This is a genomic window from Streptomyces sp. JLBG701 (assembly GCF_058544905.1).
The window spans coordinates 4,051,955-4,068,922 of sequence record NZ_CM178588.1 but is presented as its reverse complement, the minus strand read 5'-3'; the positions used below and the strand labels follow the sequence as shown (position 1 = coordinate 4,068,922).

The following is a 16,968-nucleotide window of genomic DNA, read 5'->3' as shown; positions in this document are numbered from 1 at the left end:
CTAACGTCGGTTGTGCCTCCGCAGGAACACCCGCGGAGGGAAGCCCGACTCGGGGGAGCGTGCCGAAGTGCCCGTTAACACCGATTCCATCGTGACCAGTATTCCCAACGCCAAGGTCCAGGCCGTGGCCGAGCGCGTGGTGCGGGAGTTCCAGCTCGCCGCGGACAAGGTCGCGGCACACCATGGGGAACCTGCCAAATTCCCGATGCCCACAGGCGGTTCCGCGACGGAGCACCTGCTGGCCAGGCGGTTCAAGACACTTCCCGAAGGTCAGAAGAAGGAGGCCGCGGGGCGGGTCGCGGCGGACTTGAAGAACGGGGCCGCCCGGTCGAAGCGGCTCGGCGACCTCACCAAGGTCGATCTGCGGTCCCCGACTCCGGTCGAGGCCCAGGTCCGGAGCATCCCCTTCCCGGACAGGCTGAAGTTCCCGGCCGACGAACTGCGCAAGGTGCCCGCGACCGCGGTCCCGGAGAGCGCGCAAGCGACGACCGCCGTGCCGCTGAACAAGCTGGAACTGCGGATCCACCGGGTGACGTGCGTGGATGAGACAAGCGACCTGGGGGCGGACGAGATCGACCTCGCCGGCACCAGCGTCAGCGCGAGCGGCGACACCAAGAAGATCTCCCCGTTCCGGGTGCGCAGCTTCCACACCGGCGATGTGCAGACGTACATTCCGCCCAGGCAGTTCACCTCCTTCAGCCTGACCGAGGGCACGGTGCAGTTCCCGAAGTCGTACTTCGTCACCCTGGTGGTGGCGGAAGTGGACTGGGGCGGCGTCGCGGACTTCCTCGACGAGCTGCTCGCCAAGGTCAAGAAGCAGGTCGGCGTCGCGATCGCGGCCGCCGTCGGCGGGGCGCTCGGTTCCCCCGGAGGAGTCATCGGGGCCGCCATCGGCATCGCCGTGGCCGTGGCGGTGACCGAGATCTTCAAGTACCTCAGCCGCCTGTGGAGCGACGACGTCTTCACACCGGTTCCCGTCCGCACCGACATTCCGTCCCTGACCAGCCGCTGGACCGGCAACACGGACAGTCCGGAGCGCACCGTGGAGTACGCGGGGCACGGCGGCAGGTACCGGCTGGTCTACGACTGGCGGATGTTCAACTGACGTTCGGCTGATGCCGGATGTCGTGGCGTTGTGGATACGGCGGAGGCGGCGCCCGGAACACTTCGGGCGCCGCCTCCGCCGTATTGGCTGCTTCGGTTACGTCGGTTACTTCGACACGCTCGGCGGCACCAGCGGCGTAGCCGCCTGTGCCTGCGGCGACGCCGTGTTGGAGTACGCCGACGGGGCCGCCATTCCCGCCGTCGGGTCCGCGTCCGGGTCCTCCTCGGCCGGAGGCGTCGCGCCGCCGACGATGCGGATGCCGGCCTCGTTGAAGGCTCGTTTGATGCGCCAGCGGAGTTCTCGCTCCACCGTCAACGCCTTGCCCGGCATCGTCTTGGCCGAGACGCGGACGATCATCGAGTCTAGGAGGAGGCTGTCCAAGCCGAGGACCTCGATCGGGCCCCAGAGCATTTCGTTCCAGGGCTCTTCCTTGCTCATCGTTTCGCCTACCTGCGCGAGGGTCGCCTTGAGGCGGTCCAGGTCCTCGTCGGGGCGGACGGTGACGTCCAGGCCGGCTGTGGCCCAGCCCTGGGAGAGGTTGCCGATGCGCTTGACCTCGCCGTTGCGGACGTACCAGATCTCGCCGTTGTCGCCGCGCAGCTTCGTCACGCGCAGGCCTACCTCTATCACCTCGCCGGAGGCGACCCCCGCGTCGATCTGGTCGCCGACGCCGTACTGGTCCTCCAGGATCATGAAGACGCCGGAGAGGAAGTCCGTGACCAGGTTGCGGGCGCCGAAACCGATCGCCACGCCCGCGACACCGGCGGACGCCAGCAGCGGGGCCAGGTTGATCTCGAACGTGCCGAGGATCATCAGGGCCGCCGTGCCCATGATCAGGAACGAGGCGACCGAGCGCAGCACCGAGCCGATGGCCTGGGAGCGCTGGCGGCGGCGTTCGACGTTGACCAGCAGGCCGCCGAACGCCGTGCCGTCCACCGCCTGCGCGGTGCGGTTCATGCGCTCTATGAACTTGGTGATCGCTCGCCGCACGAACACTCTCAGCACCGCCGCGATCACCAGGATCAGCAGCACCCTGAGGCCGATCGCGAGCCACGTCGACCAGTTCTGCTCGATCCAGCCGGCGGCGTTCGTCGCGCTCTCCTGGGCGTCCTGGAGCGAGGGCACCGTAGGCGCCGTCTCCGAGGAGGACGGCGAGGGCGACGGCGACGGCGAAGCGGCGGCCAGTAGGACGGCGGACAAGGACACGGCAGGTACCTCCAGGTGGTGCGGTCCGCCGCCGGGAGAGGAGCTGGGTCAGCAAGGTCACGGGAAGGTCACCGGACGGCAGACTCACCACACTATCGGGGCATCGTGTGTGGATCGTTGCCATGTTCGAGGGAGAGACCGTGCTCACCTGGGGATGAACAGGTAGTGCTCCCGGGCAGTGATGAAAGGTGTGGTCGAAAACACTCCCAGCCCGTTACCGGGACATGGTGGCGCTTCCACCAGGCATGAGGGGAGACTGACTACAGATCGTCCCGGCGCGAGCCACGCGCCGCCGACGCACAAGGAGGCATCCGTGCCGCATGTCCTGGTACTCAACGCGTCGTACGAGCCACTCGGCGTCGTACCGCTCCGCCGCGCGCTCGTCCTCGTCCTGGAGAACAAGGCAGTCTCCCTGGAAGAATCCGGCGCCTTCATGCACAGCGCGACCGTCACACTCCCCGCACCCAGCGTGGTCCGGCTCAAGCGATTCGTCCGGGTTCCCTATCGGGGGCCCGTTCCTCTTACCCGCCGGGCGCTCTTCGCCCGCGACGGGGGCCGGTGCATGTACTGCGGTGGCGTCGCAACCAGCGTCGACCACGTCATCCCGCGCAGCCGTGGGGGCAAACACGTCTGGGACAATGTGGTGGCGTCGTGCCGCCGCTGCAACCACGTGAAGGCCGACCGACACCTCTTCGAGATCGGCTGGCGGCTGCGCCACAAACCTGCCCCACCCTCCGGCCTGGCCTGGCGCATCATCGGCACCGGACATAGGGACCCGCGCTGGATGCCGTACTTGCAGCCGTACGGCGCGGACGACGCGTTGGCCCGGATCGACGGCATTTCTGCCTGACGATCCGGGCTTTTGTATTGCCTGTAGTCGCTTTGCTTGTTTGTGCGCGTCTGTACGGCTGTGCTCGTGGCTTGCCCGTACGACGGTGTGCGTGACGGTGTGTGTCCGGTTGCCTAGGACCGGCCCCGGGGGTCCCCTGTGCCCCCGGGGCCGGAGTTTCATGCGTAGCGCAGCTCCGCCGGGCGCAGCGTGCGGCGCAGCAGGGGCAGCGAGGTGGCCGCCGCGAGGAGACAGGCCGCGTACACCGCGAGGGGGACGAGCAGGGCGGCGTACGGGATGGACCAGGGGACGCCGTTGGCGGCGCCGACAAAGGCGTACCAGATGCCGATCGCCATGCCGCCGACGCTCGCCAGCAGCACCGCCGGCGCGAGCGGCAGCGCCGTCTCCATGAGCAGCGCCCGGCCCAGTACCGGCTGCGGCACCCCGGCGGCGGTCTGCGCGGCGAGGCCCCGGCGGCGGGTGGCGAGTGACTCGGCGGTGCCTACGGCGAGGGCGGAGAGCGTGATCACGGTGGCGGTGAGGATCGCGGCGGCCGTCAGGTTCAGTCCCGTCGTGTAGTAGGTCATGCTCTCGGCGGTGTGGCCCATGCCGCGCAGGCCGGCGAGCAGCACCTGCCGTACCCCCACGAACCCCGTCCCCACGACCGTCACCATCAGGACGGCCGCGTGGGTGCGGGCCGCCGCCCACGGGTCGTCGCGCAGCCGTTCCGCCGCGATCAGCGTCGCCGGGTTTCCCGTGCGGGCCGCGAGCAGGCGCCCGGTGAGCCCGGCCGTGAGCCCGGCGAGCCCCACCGCGGCCAGGCCGACCACGAAGACCAGGCCGAAGACCAGCAGCGGCATCCCCAGTTTGACCGAGTTCGGCGGCATCTGCCTGCTCGTGACGGCCACGGCCCCCAGGCCCACGACCATCACGGCCAGCACCGCCCCGAGGAACACCAGACCCGGCCCGCGACCGGTGCGCGGCCGCACCCGTCGCACCCAGCCGAGCGGCGAGGCCACGACCCTCCGCAGCGCCAGCGCGCTCGTCACCGCGCCCAGCACCGGCACCCCCAGCGCGACCAGCACGATCCCCACCCAGGTCGAGGTGGCCGGGTTCTGCCACTCGCGCAGCATGAACACGACGAAGGCGACGGTGGCGACCGCCGAGCCCAGCAGACAGGCCAGCCCCGTCTCCAGCGCGGCGATCCGCCGCACCTGCCCCGGTGCGGCCCCGGCGAGCCGCAGCCCGGCCAGCCGCCGGTCGCGGTGCACGGCGCCCACGCGGGCGCACTGGCCGAGGAACCCGAGCACGGGTACCAGCAAGAGCAGCAGGGTGACGATCACCCCGGAACGCGTCCCGGGGTCGCCCAGCAGACCGGCGCCGATGGACATGCGGAAGCGCCCCTGGAGCGAGGCCAGCGTGACGGCCCCCAGCGCGAACCCCGTCGCCAGCGCCGCGCCCGCCGCCGTGAGCCCGACCCGCCACCACTCCCGCCGGTCGGATCCGCGGGTGAGCAGCCAGGCCATCCGGAGGTCGGTCCGTAGAGACGTCAGAGAAGTCAGAGAGGTCACGCGGTCACCTCCAGCGGGGTCACGGTCCCGTCGCCGAGCCGCACCTCGCGGTCCGCGTACGCCGCCACCTGGGCGTCGTGCGTGATCAGCAGGATCGCGGTGCCGGACTCGCGGGCCGTGTGGACCAGGGCCGTCATCACCTGCTCGCCCGCCAGGGAGTCCAACGCGCCCGTCGGCTCGTCCGCGAAGACGACCCGAGGGCCGGTGATCAGGGCCCGGGCGAGCGAGACCCGCTGTGACTGGCCGCCGCTCATGCCGCCCGGCCGGAGTTCCTCCTGCCCGCGCACCCCGAACCGCTCCAGCCACTCGCCGGCCTTCGTCTGCGCCTCCTTGCGCGTGGCGCCGGCCAGCATCAGGGGCAGTGCCACGTTGTCGAGGGCCGTCAGTTCGGGGATGAGCTGCCCGAACTGGAAGACCACGCCGAACTCGGTACGGCGCAGCTCGCTCAGCCGCTTCTCGGGGAGCGTGTCGAGCCGCTCCCCGTCGTACGTCACCGAGCCGGCGTCCGGGCGGACGATGCCCGCCAGGCAGTGCAGCAACGTCGACTTCCCGCTGCCACTGGCCCCGGTGACGGCGAGGATCTCGCCGGCGCGCAGCTCGACCGAGGCACCGCGCAGGGCCTCCGTCCTGCCGTGCGCCTTGACGAGGTCACGGGCCGCGAGGAGCGGTACTTCCGGGTTGCCCCCGTTGTCGTTCATGCGGTGTCGACCTCCGCGGTCAGAGTGGTCAGCCGGGCCGCCGTCGTCGTCATCCAACGGAGGTCGGCGTCAAGGTGGTTGAGGGCGTAGTCCGCCGAGAGCACGGTCGAGAGATCGGCGTCCTTGGCGGTCTTGACCGCCGTGAGCTCCCGCATCCGCTCCATGTGTGCGGCGCGCTGCGCCCGGAGGTAGGCGGCCGGGTCGCCGCCGGCCAGGATCGAGACGACGACCTTCGCGAAGATCTCGTTCGTCACGAAGGGCGCGGGCGGGGCGATCTCTCCGGCCCACTCGGCCAGTTCACGCGATCCGTCGGCCGTCGACCGGTACATCGTCCGCTCCGGGCCGCCGTCCGCGTCGGTGCCGTCGACCTCCGCGAGCCCGTCGCGGACGAGGCGCTGCAGGGTCGTGTAGACCTGCCCGTAGGCCAGCGGGCGGGCCTGCGGGAAACGTTCGTCGTGGCGTCGCTTGAGGTCGTAGCCATGGCTCGACCCCGAGGCGAGCAGCCCCAGCAGGATGTGGCGGGTGCTCATGGCGATCAGTATGCACTCGATACATGTACCGAGTGAATAGTGATCGAGGAAAACGTGGCTGTGAGGCCGGAAGACGGTGGTGAGGTCAGAATGAAACGGGACGAGATGCGCGTTCCTGTGCCCCCGCACGTCTGCCGTCGCGCCCGCTGGGTAGGGCTGCTGTAGCCCGTACGAAGCCGTACTCGACGCCATCTCGACAAGGAGGCCCCCGTGGCCGCATCGGCACACCTTCTGCTCTCGGCCTTCTCCAAACACGCGGCGGAGTCGTCCGCCCATCCCCATGTCAGTCCCGACCCCGAGCCCGCGTGCGTGTTCAGCGCCGAGAGCTCCTGCGCCGAAGCCCCCCTCACCAGCGAACCGCCGCTGCCCGACGCCGAACCCCTCACCAGCGAGCCCCCGCTCGCCGCCGCGGACTCCGACTCCACGAGGCCGTAGATGACCGCACCTCCCGCCGGGGACGCCGAAGGCACCGGGGACGCCGAGGAGCTGTCCCGGCTCGCCGAGCTGCACGGTGTCGCCACCTCCTACAGCCCGTCCCCGGACCGTGTCGTCGCGGCCTCGGACGCCGCCGTCATCCGGACCCTGGCCGCCCTCGGCGTCGACGCGAGCACCCCGCAGGCCGCCCGCACCGCGCTGGCCGCACGCGAACGGGAGCTGCGGACAAGGCTGTTGCCGCCTACGGTCGTGTGCTGGGCCGGCGCCGAGTCACCCACGCTCACCGCACTCCCGGCCGGCACCCGGCTGCACATCGAGACCGAGCAGGGCGAGACCCGCGCCGCCGCCGAACAACTCCCGCCCGGCATCCACAAGTTGACGGCCACCGCACCCGACGGGCGTTCGGCGCAGGCCCACTTGGTCGTCGCCCCGCCCCGACTGCCCACGCCCACGGGACGCTCGTACGGACTGCTCGTCCAGCTCTACTCCCTCCTCTCGCAACGCTCCTGGGGCATGGGTGACCTCGGTGACCTCGGTGAACTCGCCGGCTGGGCCGGGCGGGCGCTCGGCGCCGGATTCGTGCAGGTCAACCCGCTGCACGTGGCCGTACCCGGCGCGCCCACCGACCCCTCCCCGTACCGCCCCTCCTCGCGCCGCTTCCCCGACCCGGTGCATCTGCGGGTCGAGGACATTCCCGAGTACGCGTATGTCGAGGACCGCGAGCGGGTGCGCGGGCTGTTGGAGCGGGCCGGGCGGTTGCGTGAATCGGTGCTGGACAAGGGCGCGTTGATCGACCGGGACGCCGTGTGGGAGCTCAAGCGGGAGGCGCTGGAACTGGTGCGGGAGGTCCCCCTCGGGCCCGGAAGGCGCGCCGCCTACGTCGACTTCCTCGCCCAGGAGGGCGAGGCCCTGGAGGACCACGCCACCTGGTACGCCCTCGCGGAGGTGCACGGCTCCGACTGGCAGCGCTGGCCCGCCGGTCTCCGCGACCCCCGGTCACCCGAAACCGCCCGCGCCCGCGGCGAGTTGATGGACCGCGTCGACTTCCACACCCGCCTCGCCTGGCTCACCGACGCCCAGCTCGCCGCCGCCCAGCGCACCGCGCGCGAGGCGGGCATGCCGGTCGGGATCGTGCACGACCTCGCGGTCGGCGTACACCCCGGCGGCGCAGACGCCTGGGCGCAGCAGGAGTACTTCGCGGCCGGCATGTCGGTCGGCGCCCCGCCCGACGCCTTCAACGCACGCGGCCAGGACTGGGGCCTCCCGCCCTGGAGACCGGACCGCCTCGCCGAGTCCGGCTACACCCCCTACCGCCACCTCCTGCGCGCCCTCTTCCGCTACGCAGGCGCCCTGCGCATCGACCACGTCATGGGCCTGTTCCGGCTCTGGTGGGTACCGCAGGGACTGCCGCCCACGGAAGGGACGTACGTCCGCTACGACGCCGAGGCGATGCTCGCCGTACTGGCGCTGGAGGCCTCGCGGGCCGGATCCGTGGTGATCGGCGAGGACCTGGGCACGGTCGAGCCCGGCGTCCGCGAGACGCTCCAGGCACGCGGCGTGCTCGGCACATCCGTGCTGTGGTTCGAGCGCGACTGGGCCGGCGACGGACAGCCCCTGCCGCCGGAGCAGTGGCGCGCCGACTGCCTGGCCACCGCCACCACCCACGACCTCCCGCCCACCGCGGCCCGCCTCGCCGGCGAACACGTCGAACTCCGCCACCGCCTCGGCCTGCTGACCCGCCCCCTCGCCGAGGAACGCGCGGAAGCGGCCGCCGACACGGGGGAGTGGCTCGCCCTGCTCACCCGCCTCGGCCTGCTGCACGGCACGGGCGGTGGCATCGGCACCCCCTCGGAGGAGGCCGAGATCCAGGCCGTCCACCGCTTCCTGCTGCGCACCCCCGCCCGCATGATCGGCATCTGGCTCCCGGACGCCGTCGGCGACCGCCGCCCGCAGAACCTCCCCGGCACCTGGGACCAGTACCCGAACTGGCGCCTGCCGATCGCGGACACGGAGGGCCGCCCCGTGACCCTGGAGGAACTGGCGGCCTCACCGCGGCTGCACGCCTTGGTGGAGGTGGTGCGGGCACCTCGCGCGGGCGGTGCGACGGGGGGTGGCGCGGGCGATGTCGCGGGGGGTGCCGCGGGGGATTGAGGTGCCCGGTGTCCCCGTACGGCACCCCGGACGCGCGCCCCGTTCGGGCGTTCGCTACTTTTGCACTGTGGACAAGAAGAACGCCCTGCGCGCCGGCGCCCTGGCTGCCGGTACGACGCTGATGATGCTGCTCATGTCGTCCCCCGCGCTCGCGCTCAGCCGCGACGACGGCGACGACCCCGGCACGGGCCTGAGCGTCATCGAGACGCTGGGCCTCTACGTCGTGGCCCCGATCGCGCTGTTCGTGGTCATCGCGGGCCTGGTCATGGTCCTGGACAAGTCCAAGGACCGGGTGACGAAGCCCAAGTCGAAGGCAACCGTCTAAGGCTTTTCCGCCGAGGGCGCCGACCTCGCCGTACGTACGCGCATCCGCCGTACGTGGGTGAGGCCGGCGCCCTCGGTGTGTTCGGAGACGCTCCGGCTCACAGGCCGAGCGCCACCCGGTCGGCAAGGCGGTCCTGCGCAGCAGTGGCGGGCTGGTCCGGCTGGCCCGGGCACAGAGCGCTTCGTGTTGATCACTCCGGAGGCGCACGAGGTCCAGGGCGCCCGCCAGAGCCGCCTGACCGTGGCGCACTGGGCGGGCGAGCGCCGTACGACCCTCCTCACGCGTTCACCGGCACCCGGCGGAGCTACGGCAGCTTCACGAACGGCGACAGGAACGCGCGTGCGCCGGCGGTGTCCAGGCGGTACGACACGTTGGTCGCGTAGCACGGGGTGTCGCCCGTGATCGTGGTGGCGGCCAGGACGTTCCTGCCGTCGATCACCGCGAAGTTGGGGCCACCCGAATCGCCGTAGCAGGCGCCGCCGTTGCCCTGCGGGGCGGTCATCGCGAGGCGCACCCACGCCTTGTTGAGGGCGTCGAACGTGACGGGTGCCTTCATGCGGACGCCGCCGCCGGGGTGGGTCTGGCCGCCGGGGCCGTTCACGGCCTCCTGGGTGCCGAACCCGGCGACGAACCAGTCGGTGGAGTTGAGGCCCTGCGCGCCGAGCGCGTCGAGTTGGCCGGCGGTCGGCAGTGTCGCCGGCGTGAAGGTCCAGCGGGCCCTGACCTGTGCGGCGGGCAGTTCGATCACGGAGATGTCGTGCGGGTCGGACGCGGGCCCGGGGTAGTCGGGGTGGCTGTGAGCGGTGCCCTGGACGGCGACGGCGTTCGCCTGTGCTGCCGGGTCACCTGGGTACTTCTTCGCGGCGGCGTCGAGCCCGGACTGCACGTCCTGGTCCAGCGACACGTAGAACTTCACGTTCTCCGGCCAGTCGGTGGTGCAGTGCGCGGCCGTCAGGAACGTGTCCGCGTCGATCATGGTGCCGGAGCAGACCCAGTCGACCCGGTCCGGGGTCGCGGGGTCGTCGTCGTTGTCCCACGTGGCGACGAGCGCGCCGACCTCGGTGCGCTCGGGAGCGGGCGTCGCGTTGTAGGAGTTGATGGCCGAGGACGGCAGTGCGGTGGTGAGCACGGCCGCACAGGCCGCCGCGGTGACGGCGGTGGCGCGAATCGCAGACAAAAGAACTACCCCTTCTGCAGGTGGGAGCGGGTGTTCTCCTGTGGGAGGTGCGCCAAGTGAAGCGCCTGGGGCGGGCTACGGCAAGAGCGGGGAGCAACCATGAGAAAAGGGTCTAGGGCTCGGCCCGCCGCGTCCCCGCCAGCAACTCCCGTAGCAGGACGGCCAGTTGACCGGCCTTTTCGGCGTCGAGGGTGTTCAGGGTCTCCGTCTGGACGGCCAGGCCCGCGCCGACCGCCTCGTCGATCAGCCGCAACCCCTTCTCGGTCAGGGTCACTTGGAGGCCTCGGCGGTCGTGCGGGTCGGGGGAGCGGCGGAGCAGTCCGGCCCGTTCCAGCTTGTCCAGGCGTCCGGTCATGCCGCCCGTGGTGAGCATGAGCGTGGCCGAGAGCCGACGGGGCGAGAGGGCGTAGGGGGCGCCGGCGCGGCGCAGGGTCGCCAGGACGTCGAACTCCCCGCGCGAGATGCCGAACGGCGCGTACGACTTCTCCATCCGGTCGCCCATCGCGCGCGAGAGCCGGAAGATCCGCCCGAAGACCTCCATCGCGGCGGTGTCGAGGTCGGGCCGCACCTCCGCCCACTGGTCGATGATCGCGTCGACGGCGTCTCGTTCGCTCATGGGTCGAGTATCGGGCGGGGGATGGTCGCCCGCAAGAAAGTGGCTTGACGATAAGTAGCTTAGAGCTAAGCTACTTATCGTCGACCTACTTCGAAGGGTGCCTCCCATGGTCAGTTCAGCAACCGCCGCAAGTCGCCCGGCGCTCATAGTCCTCACCGCCCTCGCCCCCGTCTCCTGGGGCACCACCTACGCCGTCACCACCGAGTTCCTCCCGGCCGACCGCCCTCTCTTCACCGGCCTGCTTCGGGCGCTGCCCGCCGGGCTCGTCCTGCTGGCCCTGGCCCGGGTGCTGCCGCGAGGTGCCTGGTGGTGGAAGTCGTTCGTCCTGGGCGCGTTGAACATCGGCGCCTTCTTCCCGCTGCTGTTCCTGTCCGCGTACCAGCTGCCCGGCGGTATGGCCGCGGTCGTCGGCTCGGTCGGCCCGCTGTTCGTCGCCGGGCTCGCGACGGTGTTCCTGGGCGAGCGTCCGACCGTACGGACGCTGCTGACCGGGATCGCGGCCGCGCTCGGCGTCAGTCTGGTGGTACTGAAGGCGGCCGGGGCGCTCGACCCCGTGGGCGTGCTGGCCGCCCTCGCCTCGACCGCGTCGATGTCCACCGGCACGGTGCTGACGAAACGCTGGGGGCGTCCGGCGGGCGTAGGCCCGCTGGCGCTCACCAGCTGGCAGCTGACGGCAGGCGGACTGCTCATCGCGCCCGTCGCCCTCCTCGTCGAAGGCGCGCCGCCCGCGCTGGACGGCCGGGCGGCCGCCGGCTACCTCTACCTCGCGCTGGCGAACACGGCCGTGGCGTACTGGCTCTGGTTCCGCGGCATCGGCCGCCTCACCGCCACCCAGGTCACCTTCCTCGGCCCGCTCTCCCCACTGACCGCGGCCCTCGTCGGCTGGGCGGCCCTCGGCCAGGCCCTCACGGCGGTCCAACTGGCGGGCATGGCACTGGCGTTCGGGGCGACGGTGGCGGGGCAGCTCGGCTCGCGCCCCGCACCGCCGGTCTCCACCACCTCGCTACGGCGCGAGGCGGAACGGGGCTCGCGGCCGGGGGTGTTCGCGCGGACGCGGTAGCCGGCGTCACGGCGTTCCCGTGTGACGCGTTGTGCGGGCCCGGTGCGACCGTCGCGTCCGGGCTGCCGCTGCGCCGGTGACGACGTCGCCCCAGATCGACGCTCCGACGCGCTGACATGACACCCGAATGGTTACTGTCCGTAGTGCATGTGTCGCAATCCGTGTATTCCTTGGGTCCATTCCGGGATATGAACGTGGCACCGACTCGCCCCAGGGGCGCCCGTCGAGCATCCACTCCCACTACCTGCACGAAGATACGGAGAACTGCATGCGACGCGTGTTCAACACCGCGCTCATGACTCTCGCAGCATCTGCCATCGGCATCTCGACCGCGACGGCCGTGAGCCCGCACTTCGTCGGCGACGTCACCTGCACCAAGTCCCTCAGCGCCGGACTCCAGTGCAGTGGCAAGGCCGCCGGTCTCGGCAACACCCCCACCGACGCCTTCCTCACGGCGTCCTCCGTCGAGGCCGAGTACGTGTGCATCAACTACGGCGGCAACGTCGCCCCCGGCCAGGGCACCGAGTTCCAGGACGTGAAAGGCCCCGTCCAGCACATCACCCCGCACAACGGCCAGATCACCTTCCGGAACGTGAAGATCCCGCCACCGGCGACTCCCTCGCCCAGCGAGGTGTGTCCCAACGCGAACTGGCGTGTCAGCCTGATCCACCTCACCTTCAACGACGTCGAGCTGCACCTGCAGCAGAACGGCCAGGACATCCTGACGAAGGACCTCGGCGACATCGACCCGTGATCTGTCCGGGACTTGACGGTTCGGAGGGCCTTCCCATTCCGGGAGGGCCCTCCGGCCTTTACCGCGCACAGCAGGTCAGCCGGGATGACCGGCGCGGTCATCGCGAGGCAATCCCGAGTACTGCGTTTTTCCCGGGGGCGGTCGACCGATGAGCGGCCGGGGTCCGAGGAGAAGCCGGCCGCCGTCGACACCGCCTACGCCTGCGCTGCCTGCGCGTCCGCCGCCTGCGCCTTCAGGGCCCGCTCGACGCCCGAGCGGGACTCCGAGACCAGGCGACGCAGGGCCGCGTTGGGCTCGGCGGACGCCAGCCAGGTGTCCGTCTTCGTGAGCGTGTCCTCGGAGACCTGGATCGACGGGTAGAGGCCGACCGCGATCTGGTGGGCGATCTCGTGCGAGCGGGACTCCCACACGCCCTTGGCCGCCGCGAAGTACTTGTCCGTGTAGGGCGCGAGAAGTTCACGCTGGTCGGTCTGGACGAAGCCCGAGATGACCGCCTCCTGCATGGCGTTGGGCAGCTTGTCGGACTCGACGACCGACGCCCACGCCTCCGCCTTGGCCTCCTCGGTCGGGCGGGCGGCCCGGGCGGTGGCCGCGTGCCGCTCGCCGGCCGCCGTCTTGTCCCGCTCGTACTCGCCCGCGATCTCCGCCTCGTCGAACCGGCCGACCGCCGCGAGCCGTTCCACGAACGCCCAGCGCAGCTCGGTGTCGACGGCCAGACCCTCGACCGTCTGCGTACCCTCCAACAGCGCGTCCAACAGGTCCAGTTGCTCCGGAGTCCGGGCCGTCGCCGCGAACGCCCGCGCCCACGCCAGCTGGTGGTCGCTGCCCGGCGCCGAGGCCCGCAGGTGGGCGAGCGTGGCGTCGGTCCAGCGGGTCAGCAGCGCCTCGCGGGCGGTCGGGTCGGCGTACAGCTCGATGGCCAGCTTCACCTGCCGCTGCAGCGACTGCACGACACCGATGTCGGACTCCTTGCCGATGCCGGACAGCACCAGCGACAGGTAGTCGCGGGCCGCGAGTTCCGCGTCCCGGGTCATGTCCCACGCCGACGCCCAGCACAGGGCGCGCGGCAGCGACGACTCGAAGTCGCCGAGGTGCTCGGTCACGAAAGCGAGCGACTGCTCGTCCAGGCGGACCTTGGCGTACGACAGGTCGTCGTCGTTGAGGAGGATGACATCCGGGCGGCGCTTGCCCAACAGCTGTGGTACGACTGTCAGTTCGCCGTCGACGTCGAGCTCGACGCGCTCGTCGCGCAGCAGCTTGCCGCTGTCGTCGTCGAGGCCGTACAGGCCGACGGCGATGCGGTGCGGGCGCAGCGTCGGCCGGCCCTTCGCGCCCGCCGGGAGGGCCGGGGCCTCCTGACGGATGGCGAAGGAGGTGATGACACCGTCGGCGTCGGTCTCGATCTCCGGGCGCAGGACGTTGATACCGGCCGTCTCCAGCCACAGCTTCGACCAGGTCTTCAGATCACGCCCGGAGGTCTCCTCCAGCGCGCCGAGGAGGTCGGAGAGACGGGTGTTGCCGAACGCGTGCCGCTTGAAGTACGCCTGCACGCCCGCGAAGAACTCGTCCATGCCGACGTACGCGACGAGCTGCTTCAGTACGGAGGCGCCCTTGGCGTAGGTGATGCCGTCGAAGTTGACGAGCACGTCGTCGAGGTCGCCGATCTCGGCCATGATCGGGTGGGTGGACGGCAGTTGGTCCTGCCGGTAGGCCCACGTCTTCATGGAGTTGGCGAAGGTGGTCCAGGAGTGCGGCCAGCGCGACTGCGGGTGGTAGGCCTGGCAGGCGGCCTCGGCGTACGTGGCGAACGACTCGTTCAGCCACAGGTCGTTCCACCACTCCATGGTGACCAGGTCGCCGAACCACATGTGGGCCAGCTCGTGCAGGATCGTGGAGGCCCGCGTCTCGTACGCGGCGTCCGTCACCTTCGACCGGAACACGTACTGGTCGCGGATGGTCACCGCGCCCGCGTTCTCCATCGCGCCCGCGTTGAACTCCGGCACGAACAGCTGGTCGTACTTCTTGAACGGGTACGCGTAGTCGAACTTCTCCTGGAACCACTCGAAGCCCTGCCGCGTGACCTCGAAGATGGCGTCGGAGTCGAGGAACTCGGCCAGCGAGGGCCGGCAGTAGATGCCCAGCGGCACGGACTGCCCGTCCTTCTCGTACACGCTGTGGACGCTGTGGTACGGGCCGACGATCAGTGCCGTGATGTACGACGAGATCCGCGGCGTCGGCTCGAAGGCCCAGGTGTCGTCCTTGGGCTCCGGCGTCGGCGAGTTGGAGATGACCGTCCAGCCGGTCGGCGCCTTCACCGTGAACTTGAAGGTGGCCTTCAGGTCCGGCTGCTCGAAGCTCGCGAACACCCGTCGCGCGTCCGGGACCTCGAACTGGGTGTAGAGGTAGGCCTGTTGGTCGACCGGGTCGACGAATCGGTGGAGGCCCTCACCGGTGTTGGTGTAGGCGCAGTCGGCGAGGACGCGCAGGACGTTGCGCCCCTCCAACAATCCCGGCAGGGCGATCCGCGAGTCCTTGAAGACCTCGGCCGGGTCGAGCGCGTCGCCGTTGAGGGTCACCTCGTGGACGGTCGGCGCGACCAGGTCGATGAACGATTCGGCGTCGCTCTCGCTCACGTCGAAGCGCACCGTGGTCAGTGACCTGTAGGTACCGCCCTCCTGCGCGCCGGAGAGGTCGAGATCGATCTCGTACGAGTCAACGGTGAGCAGCTTCGCCCGCTGCTGCGCCTCTTCGCGAGTCAGGTTTGTGCCAGGCACGCGGTCATCTCCTCGTTATGGGTGGGTTCCGTCATCCTTCCATGCGTTGGGGCGCGCGTCCCTGGGGGCTGCGCCCCCAGACCCCCGCTCCGGCCCTGAAGGGCCTTGTCCTCAAACGCCGGACGGGCTGAGATTGCCTGGACCGGCATTGAAGGGTGCTGGTGGTGTCGGCAGCGCCATGTCCGTATTCCGCCGGTCATCCGGTTCCGCCCGCGCCAGCCTGGGACGTATGACGACGTACACCGCACGACCGATCACCCCCGCCACCCTGAAGGACCTCCGCTCCGCTGACGACGCGGGACGCGAGATGGTTCCCATGACGGACGAGGAGGGCGGCGCCCCACTCCGCTGCTGCCTGCGCCGCAGCGCGCCCGGGGAGCGGATCGCCCTCGTCTCCTACGCCCCGCTGCGCCGCTGGGCAACGGAAACGGGCGCCGACCCGGGCGCGTACGACGAGCAGGGGCCTGTCTTCATCCACACGGAGGAGTGCGCGGGCCCGGAGGGCAGCGGCCTGTCATTCACGAACGCCCACCGCACAGTCCGCCGGTACTCGGCCGAGGGGCACATCCTGGGCGGGCGGCTGGTGTCCGGTTCCGAGAGCTTCGACAGCGCCTTCGCCGAGGCGTTCGCCGACCCGCACGTGGCACTCGTCCACGTACGGGCAGTCGAGTACGGCTGTTTCCTCTACGAGGTGCGCAGGCCCTAGCCGCGCAGCTCGGCGGCGACCAGCTCCGCGATCTGTACCGCGTTCAGCGCAGCACCCTTGCGGAGGTTGTCGTTGGAGACGAAGAGGGCGAGACCGTTGTCGACGGTCTCGTCGTTGCGGATTCGGCCGACGTACGACGCGTCCTTGCCGGCCGCCTGGAGGGGGGTCGGGATGTCGGAGAGTTCGACGCCGGGGGCGGTCGAGAGGAGTTCCGTCGCGCGCTCGGGGGAGATGGGGCGGGCGAAGCGGGCGTTGATCTGGAGGGAGTGGCCGGAGAAGACCGGGACGCGCACGCAGGTGCCGGAGACCTTGAGCTCGGGGAGCTCCAGGATCTTGCGGGACTCGTTGCGGAGCTTCTGCTCCTCGTCCGTCTCATTGAGGCCGTCCTCTACGAGGTTGCCGGCGAAGGGGAGGACGTTGAAGGCGATGGGGCGCTTGTAGACCTGCGGCTCCGGGAAGTCGACCGCCCCGCCGTCGTGGGTCAGCTTGTCGGCGTCAGCCACGACCTTCTGGACCTGGCCGTGCAGTTCCGCCACGCCCGCGACGCCCGAGCCGGAGACCGCCTGGTAGGTGGTGGCGACGAGGGCTTCGAGGCCCGCCTCCGCGTCCAGTACCTTCAGCACCGGCATCGCGGCCATCGTCGTGCAGTTCGGGTTGGCGATGATGCCCTTGGGCCGGTTCGCGATCGCGTGCGGGTTCACCTCGGAGACGACCAGGGGGACCTCCGGGTCCTTGCGCCAGGCCGACGAGTTGTCGATCACTACCGCGCCCTGCGAGGCGACCTTCTCGGCCAGCGCCTTGGACGTGGCGCCGCCCGCCGAGAACAGCACGATGTCGAGGCCGGTGTAGTCGGCCGTCGCCGCGTCCTCCACCGTCACACCGTCCAGCTCCGACCCGGCGGAGCGCGCCGACGCGAACAGGCGCAGCTCGGTCACCGGGAAGGCGCGCTCCTTGAGGATCCTGCGCATGACCGTGCCGACCTGACCGGTGGCTCCGACGATTCCGACCCTCACGGCGACTCCTTCTGCGTG

16 protein-coding genes are annotated in these 16,968 nt (G+C 70.8%); 8 read left to right on the top strand and 8 right to left on the bottom strand.

Features of this window, described 5'->3' with window-relative positions; translation table 11 throughout:
* The first annotated feature begins 91 nt into the window (after nucleotides 1-91).
* On the top strand, nucleotides 92-1,105 hold the full coding sequence (locus AC5DRG_RS18620) for a hypothetical protein (protein WP_491811666.1): 1,014 nt from the start codon (nucleotides 92-94) through the stop codon (nucleotides 1,103-1,105).
* 105 nt (nucleotides 1,106-1,210) lie between these two features.
* Here AC5DRG_RS18620 and AC5DRG_RS18615 read toward each other — a convergent pair whose 3' ends face one another.
* On the bottom strand, nucleotides 1,211-2,311 hold the full coding sequence (locus tag AC5DRG_RS18615; RefSeq protein ID WP_491811665.1) for a mechanosensitive ion channel family protein: 1,101 nt from the start codon (nucleotides 2,309-2,311) through the stop codon (nucleotides 1,211-1,213).
* A gap of 313 nt (nucleotides 2,312-2,624) precedes the next feature.
* Here AC5DRG_RS18615 and AC5DRG_RS18610 point away from each other — a divergent pair, with 313 nt between their 5' ends.
* The gene (locus tag AC5DRG_RS18610; protein WP_491811664.1) at nucleotides 2,625-3,161 is read left to right on the top strand and encodes an HNH endonuclease; all 537 of its coding nucleotides are present in this window, start codon (nucleotides 2,625-2,627) and stop codon (nucleotides 3,159-3,161) included.
* Nucleotides 3,162-3,319: 158 nt separating this feature from the next.
* Here the strand turns inward: AC5DRG_RS18610 and AC5DRG_RS18605 are convergent, their stop codons facing one another.
* From AC5DRG_RS18605 to AC5DRG_RS18595, 3 genes are read right to left on the bottom strand one after another with little or no spacing between them, the layout of a single operon-like run.
* Nucleotides 3,320-4,693 (bottom strand): ABC transporter permease, encoded by a 1,374-nt coding sequence (locus AC5DRG_RS18605; RefSeq protein WP_491813079.1) that lies wholly within the window; start codon nucleotides 4,691-4,693, stop codon nucleotides 3,320-3,322.
* Between the two features lie 14 nt (nucleotides 4,694-4,707).
* Nucleotides 4,708-5,409 (bottom strand): ABC transporter ATP-binding protein, encoded by a 702-nt coding sequence (locus AC5DRG_RS18600; RefSeq protein ID WP_491811663.1) that lies wholly within the window; start codon nucleotides 5,407-5,409, stop codon nucleotides 4,708-4,710.
* Entirely contained in the window at nucleotides 5,406-5,939 is a 534-nt protein-coding gene (locus AC5DRG_RS18595; RefSeq protein ID WP_491811662.1) for a PadR family transcriptional regulator, read from the bottom strand. The genes AC5DRG_RS18600 and AC5DRG_RS18595 overlap by 4 nt, the downstream gene beginning before the upstream one ends.
* 210 nt (nucleotides 5,940-6,149) lie before the next feature.
* Here AC5DRG_RS18595 and AC5DRG_RS18590 point away from each other — a divergent pair, with 210 nt between their 5' ends.
* The 3 genes from AC5DRG_RS18590 to AC5DRG_RS18580 all read left to right on the top strand — a co-directional run bounded on the left by AC5DRG_RS18590 (nucleotide 6,150) and on the right by AC5DRG_RS18580 (nucleotide 8,850).
* Nucleotides 6,150-6,374 (top strand): hypothetical protein, encoded by a 225-nt coding sequence (locus AC5DRG_RS18590; protein ID WP_491811661.1) that lies wholly within the window; start codon nucleotides 6,150-6,152, stop codon nucleotides 6,372-6,374.
* A complete protein-coding gene (gene malQ / locus AC5DRG_RS18585; protein ID WP_491811660.1) occupies nucleotides 6,375-8,525 on the top strand; it encodes a 4-alpha-glucanotransferase in 2,151 nt (716 codons plus the stop codon). It abuts the gene before it with no gap.
* Between the two features lie 67 nt (nucleotides 8,526-8,592).
* A complete protein-coding gene (locus AC5DRG_RS18580) occupies nucleotides 8,593-8,850 on the top strand; it encodes a hypothetical protein (protein WP_491811659.1) in 258 nt (85 codons plus the stop codon).
* Nucleotides 8,851-9,154: 304 nt separating this feature from the next.
* Here the strand turns inward: AC5DRG_RS18580 and AC5DRG_RS18575 are convergent, their stop codons facing one another.
* Both AC5DRG_RS18575 and AC5DRG_RS18570 read right to left on the bottom strand, forming a co-directional pair.
* Complete coding sequence (locus AC5DRG_RS18575; RefSeq protein WP_491811658.1) at nucleotides 9,155-10,027, bottom strand: trypsin-like serine protease; 873 nt, start codon at nucleotides 10,025-10,027, stop codon at nucleotides 9,155-9,157.
* 112 nt (nucleotides 10,028-10,139) lie between these two features.
* Nucleotides 10,140-10,643 (bottom strand): MarR family winged helix-turn-helix transcriptional regulator, encoded by a 504-nt coding sequence (locus tag AC5DRG_RS18570; RefSeq protein WP_491811657.1) that lies wholly within the window; start codon nucleotides 10,641-10,643, stop codon nucleotides 10,140-10,142.
* 106 nt (nucleotides 10,644-10,749) lie between these two features.
* Between AC5DRG_RS18570 and AC5DRG_RS18565 the strand changes: the two genes are divergently transcribed.
* Together AC5DRG_RS18565 and AC5DRG_RS18560 are read left to right on the top strand one after the other, a co-directional pair.
* A complete protein-coding gene (locus tag AC5DRG_RS18565; protein WP_491811656.1) occupies nucleotides 10,750-11,703 on the top strand; it encodes an EamA family transporter in 954 nt (317 codons plus the stop codon).
* A 268-nt stretch (nucleotides 11,704-11,971) separates the two neighbouring features.
* Entirely contained in the window at nucleotides 11,972-12,457 is a 486-nt protein-coding gene (locus tag AC5DRG_RS18560) for a hypothetical protein (RefSeq protein ID WP_491811655.1), read from the top strand.
* Nucleotides 12,458-12,651: 194 nt separating this feature from the next.
* Here AC5DRG_RS18560 and pepN read toward each other — a convergent pair whose 3' ends face one another.
* Nucleotides 12,652-15,231, bottom strand: coding sequence for an aminopeptidase N (gene pepN, locus AC5DRG_RS18555; protein WP_491811654.1), 2,580 nt, complete (start codon nucleotides 15,229-15,231; stop codon nucleotides 12,652-12,654).
* Nucleotides 15,232-15,460: 229 nt separating this feature from the next.
* Between pepN and AC5DRG_RS18550 the strand changes: the two genes are divergently transcribed.
* The gene (locus AC5DRG_RS18550) at nucleotides 15,461-15,937 is read left to right on the top strand and encodes a DUF1203 domain-containing protein (RefSeq protein WP_491811653.1); all 477 of its coding nucleotides are present in this window, start codon (nucleotides 15,461-15,463) and stop codon (nucleotides 15,935-15,937) included.
* Here AC5DRG_RS18550 and AC5DRG_RS18545 read toward each other — a convergent pair.
* Nucleotides 15,934-16,950, bottom strand: a complete 1,017-nt coding sequence (locus AC5DRG_RS18545) for an aspartate-semialdehyde dehydrogenase (protein ID WP_491811652.1) — start codon at nucleotides 16,948-16,950, stop codon at nucleotides 15,934-15,936. The genes AC5DRG_RS18550 and AC5DRG_RS18545 overlap by 4 nt on opposite strands.
* Between the last annotated feature and the right edge of the window lie 18 nt (nucleotides 16,951-16,968).

What these genes read in the sequence shown, in the direction of transcription:
- AC5DRG_RS18600 (WP_491811663.1), bottom strand. Translation starts at nt 5,409, where the DNA reads ATGAACGACAACGGGGGCAACCCGGAAGTACCGCTCCTCGCGGCCCGT.
- AC5DRG_RS18595 (WP_491811662.1), bottom strand. Translation starts at nt 5,939, where the DNA reads ATGAGCACCCGCCACATCCTGCTGGGGCTGCTCGCCTCGGGGTCGAGC.
- malQ (WP_491811660.1), top strand. Translation starts at nt 6,375, where the DNA reads ATGACCGCACCTCCCGCCGGGGACGCCGAAGGCACCGGGGACGCCGAG.
- AC5DRG_RS18570 (WP_491811657.1), bottom strand. Translation starts at nt 10,643, where the DNA reads ATGAGCGAACGAGACGCCGTCGACGCGATCATCGACCAGTGGGCGGAG.
- AC5DRG_RS18565 (WP_491811656.1), top strand. Translation starts at nt 10,750, where the DNA reads ATGGTCAGTTCAGCAACCGCCGCAAGTCGCCCGGCGCTCATAGTCCTC.
- AC5DRG_RS18560 (WP_491811655.1), top strand. Translation starts at nt 11,972, where the DNA reads ATGCGACGCGTGTTCAACACCGCGCTCATGACTCTCGCAGCATCTGCC.
- AC5DRG_RS18550 (WP_491811653.1), top strand. Translation starts at nt 15,461, where the DNA reads ATGACGACGTACACCGCACGACCGATCACCCCCGCCACCCTGAAGGAC.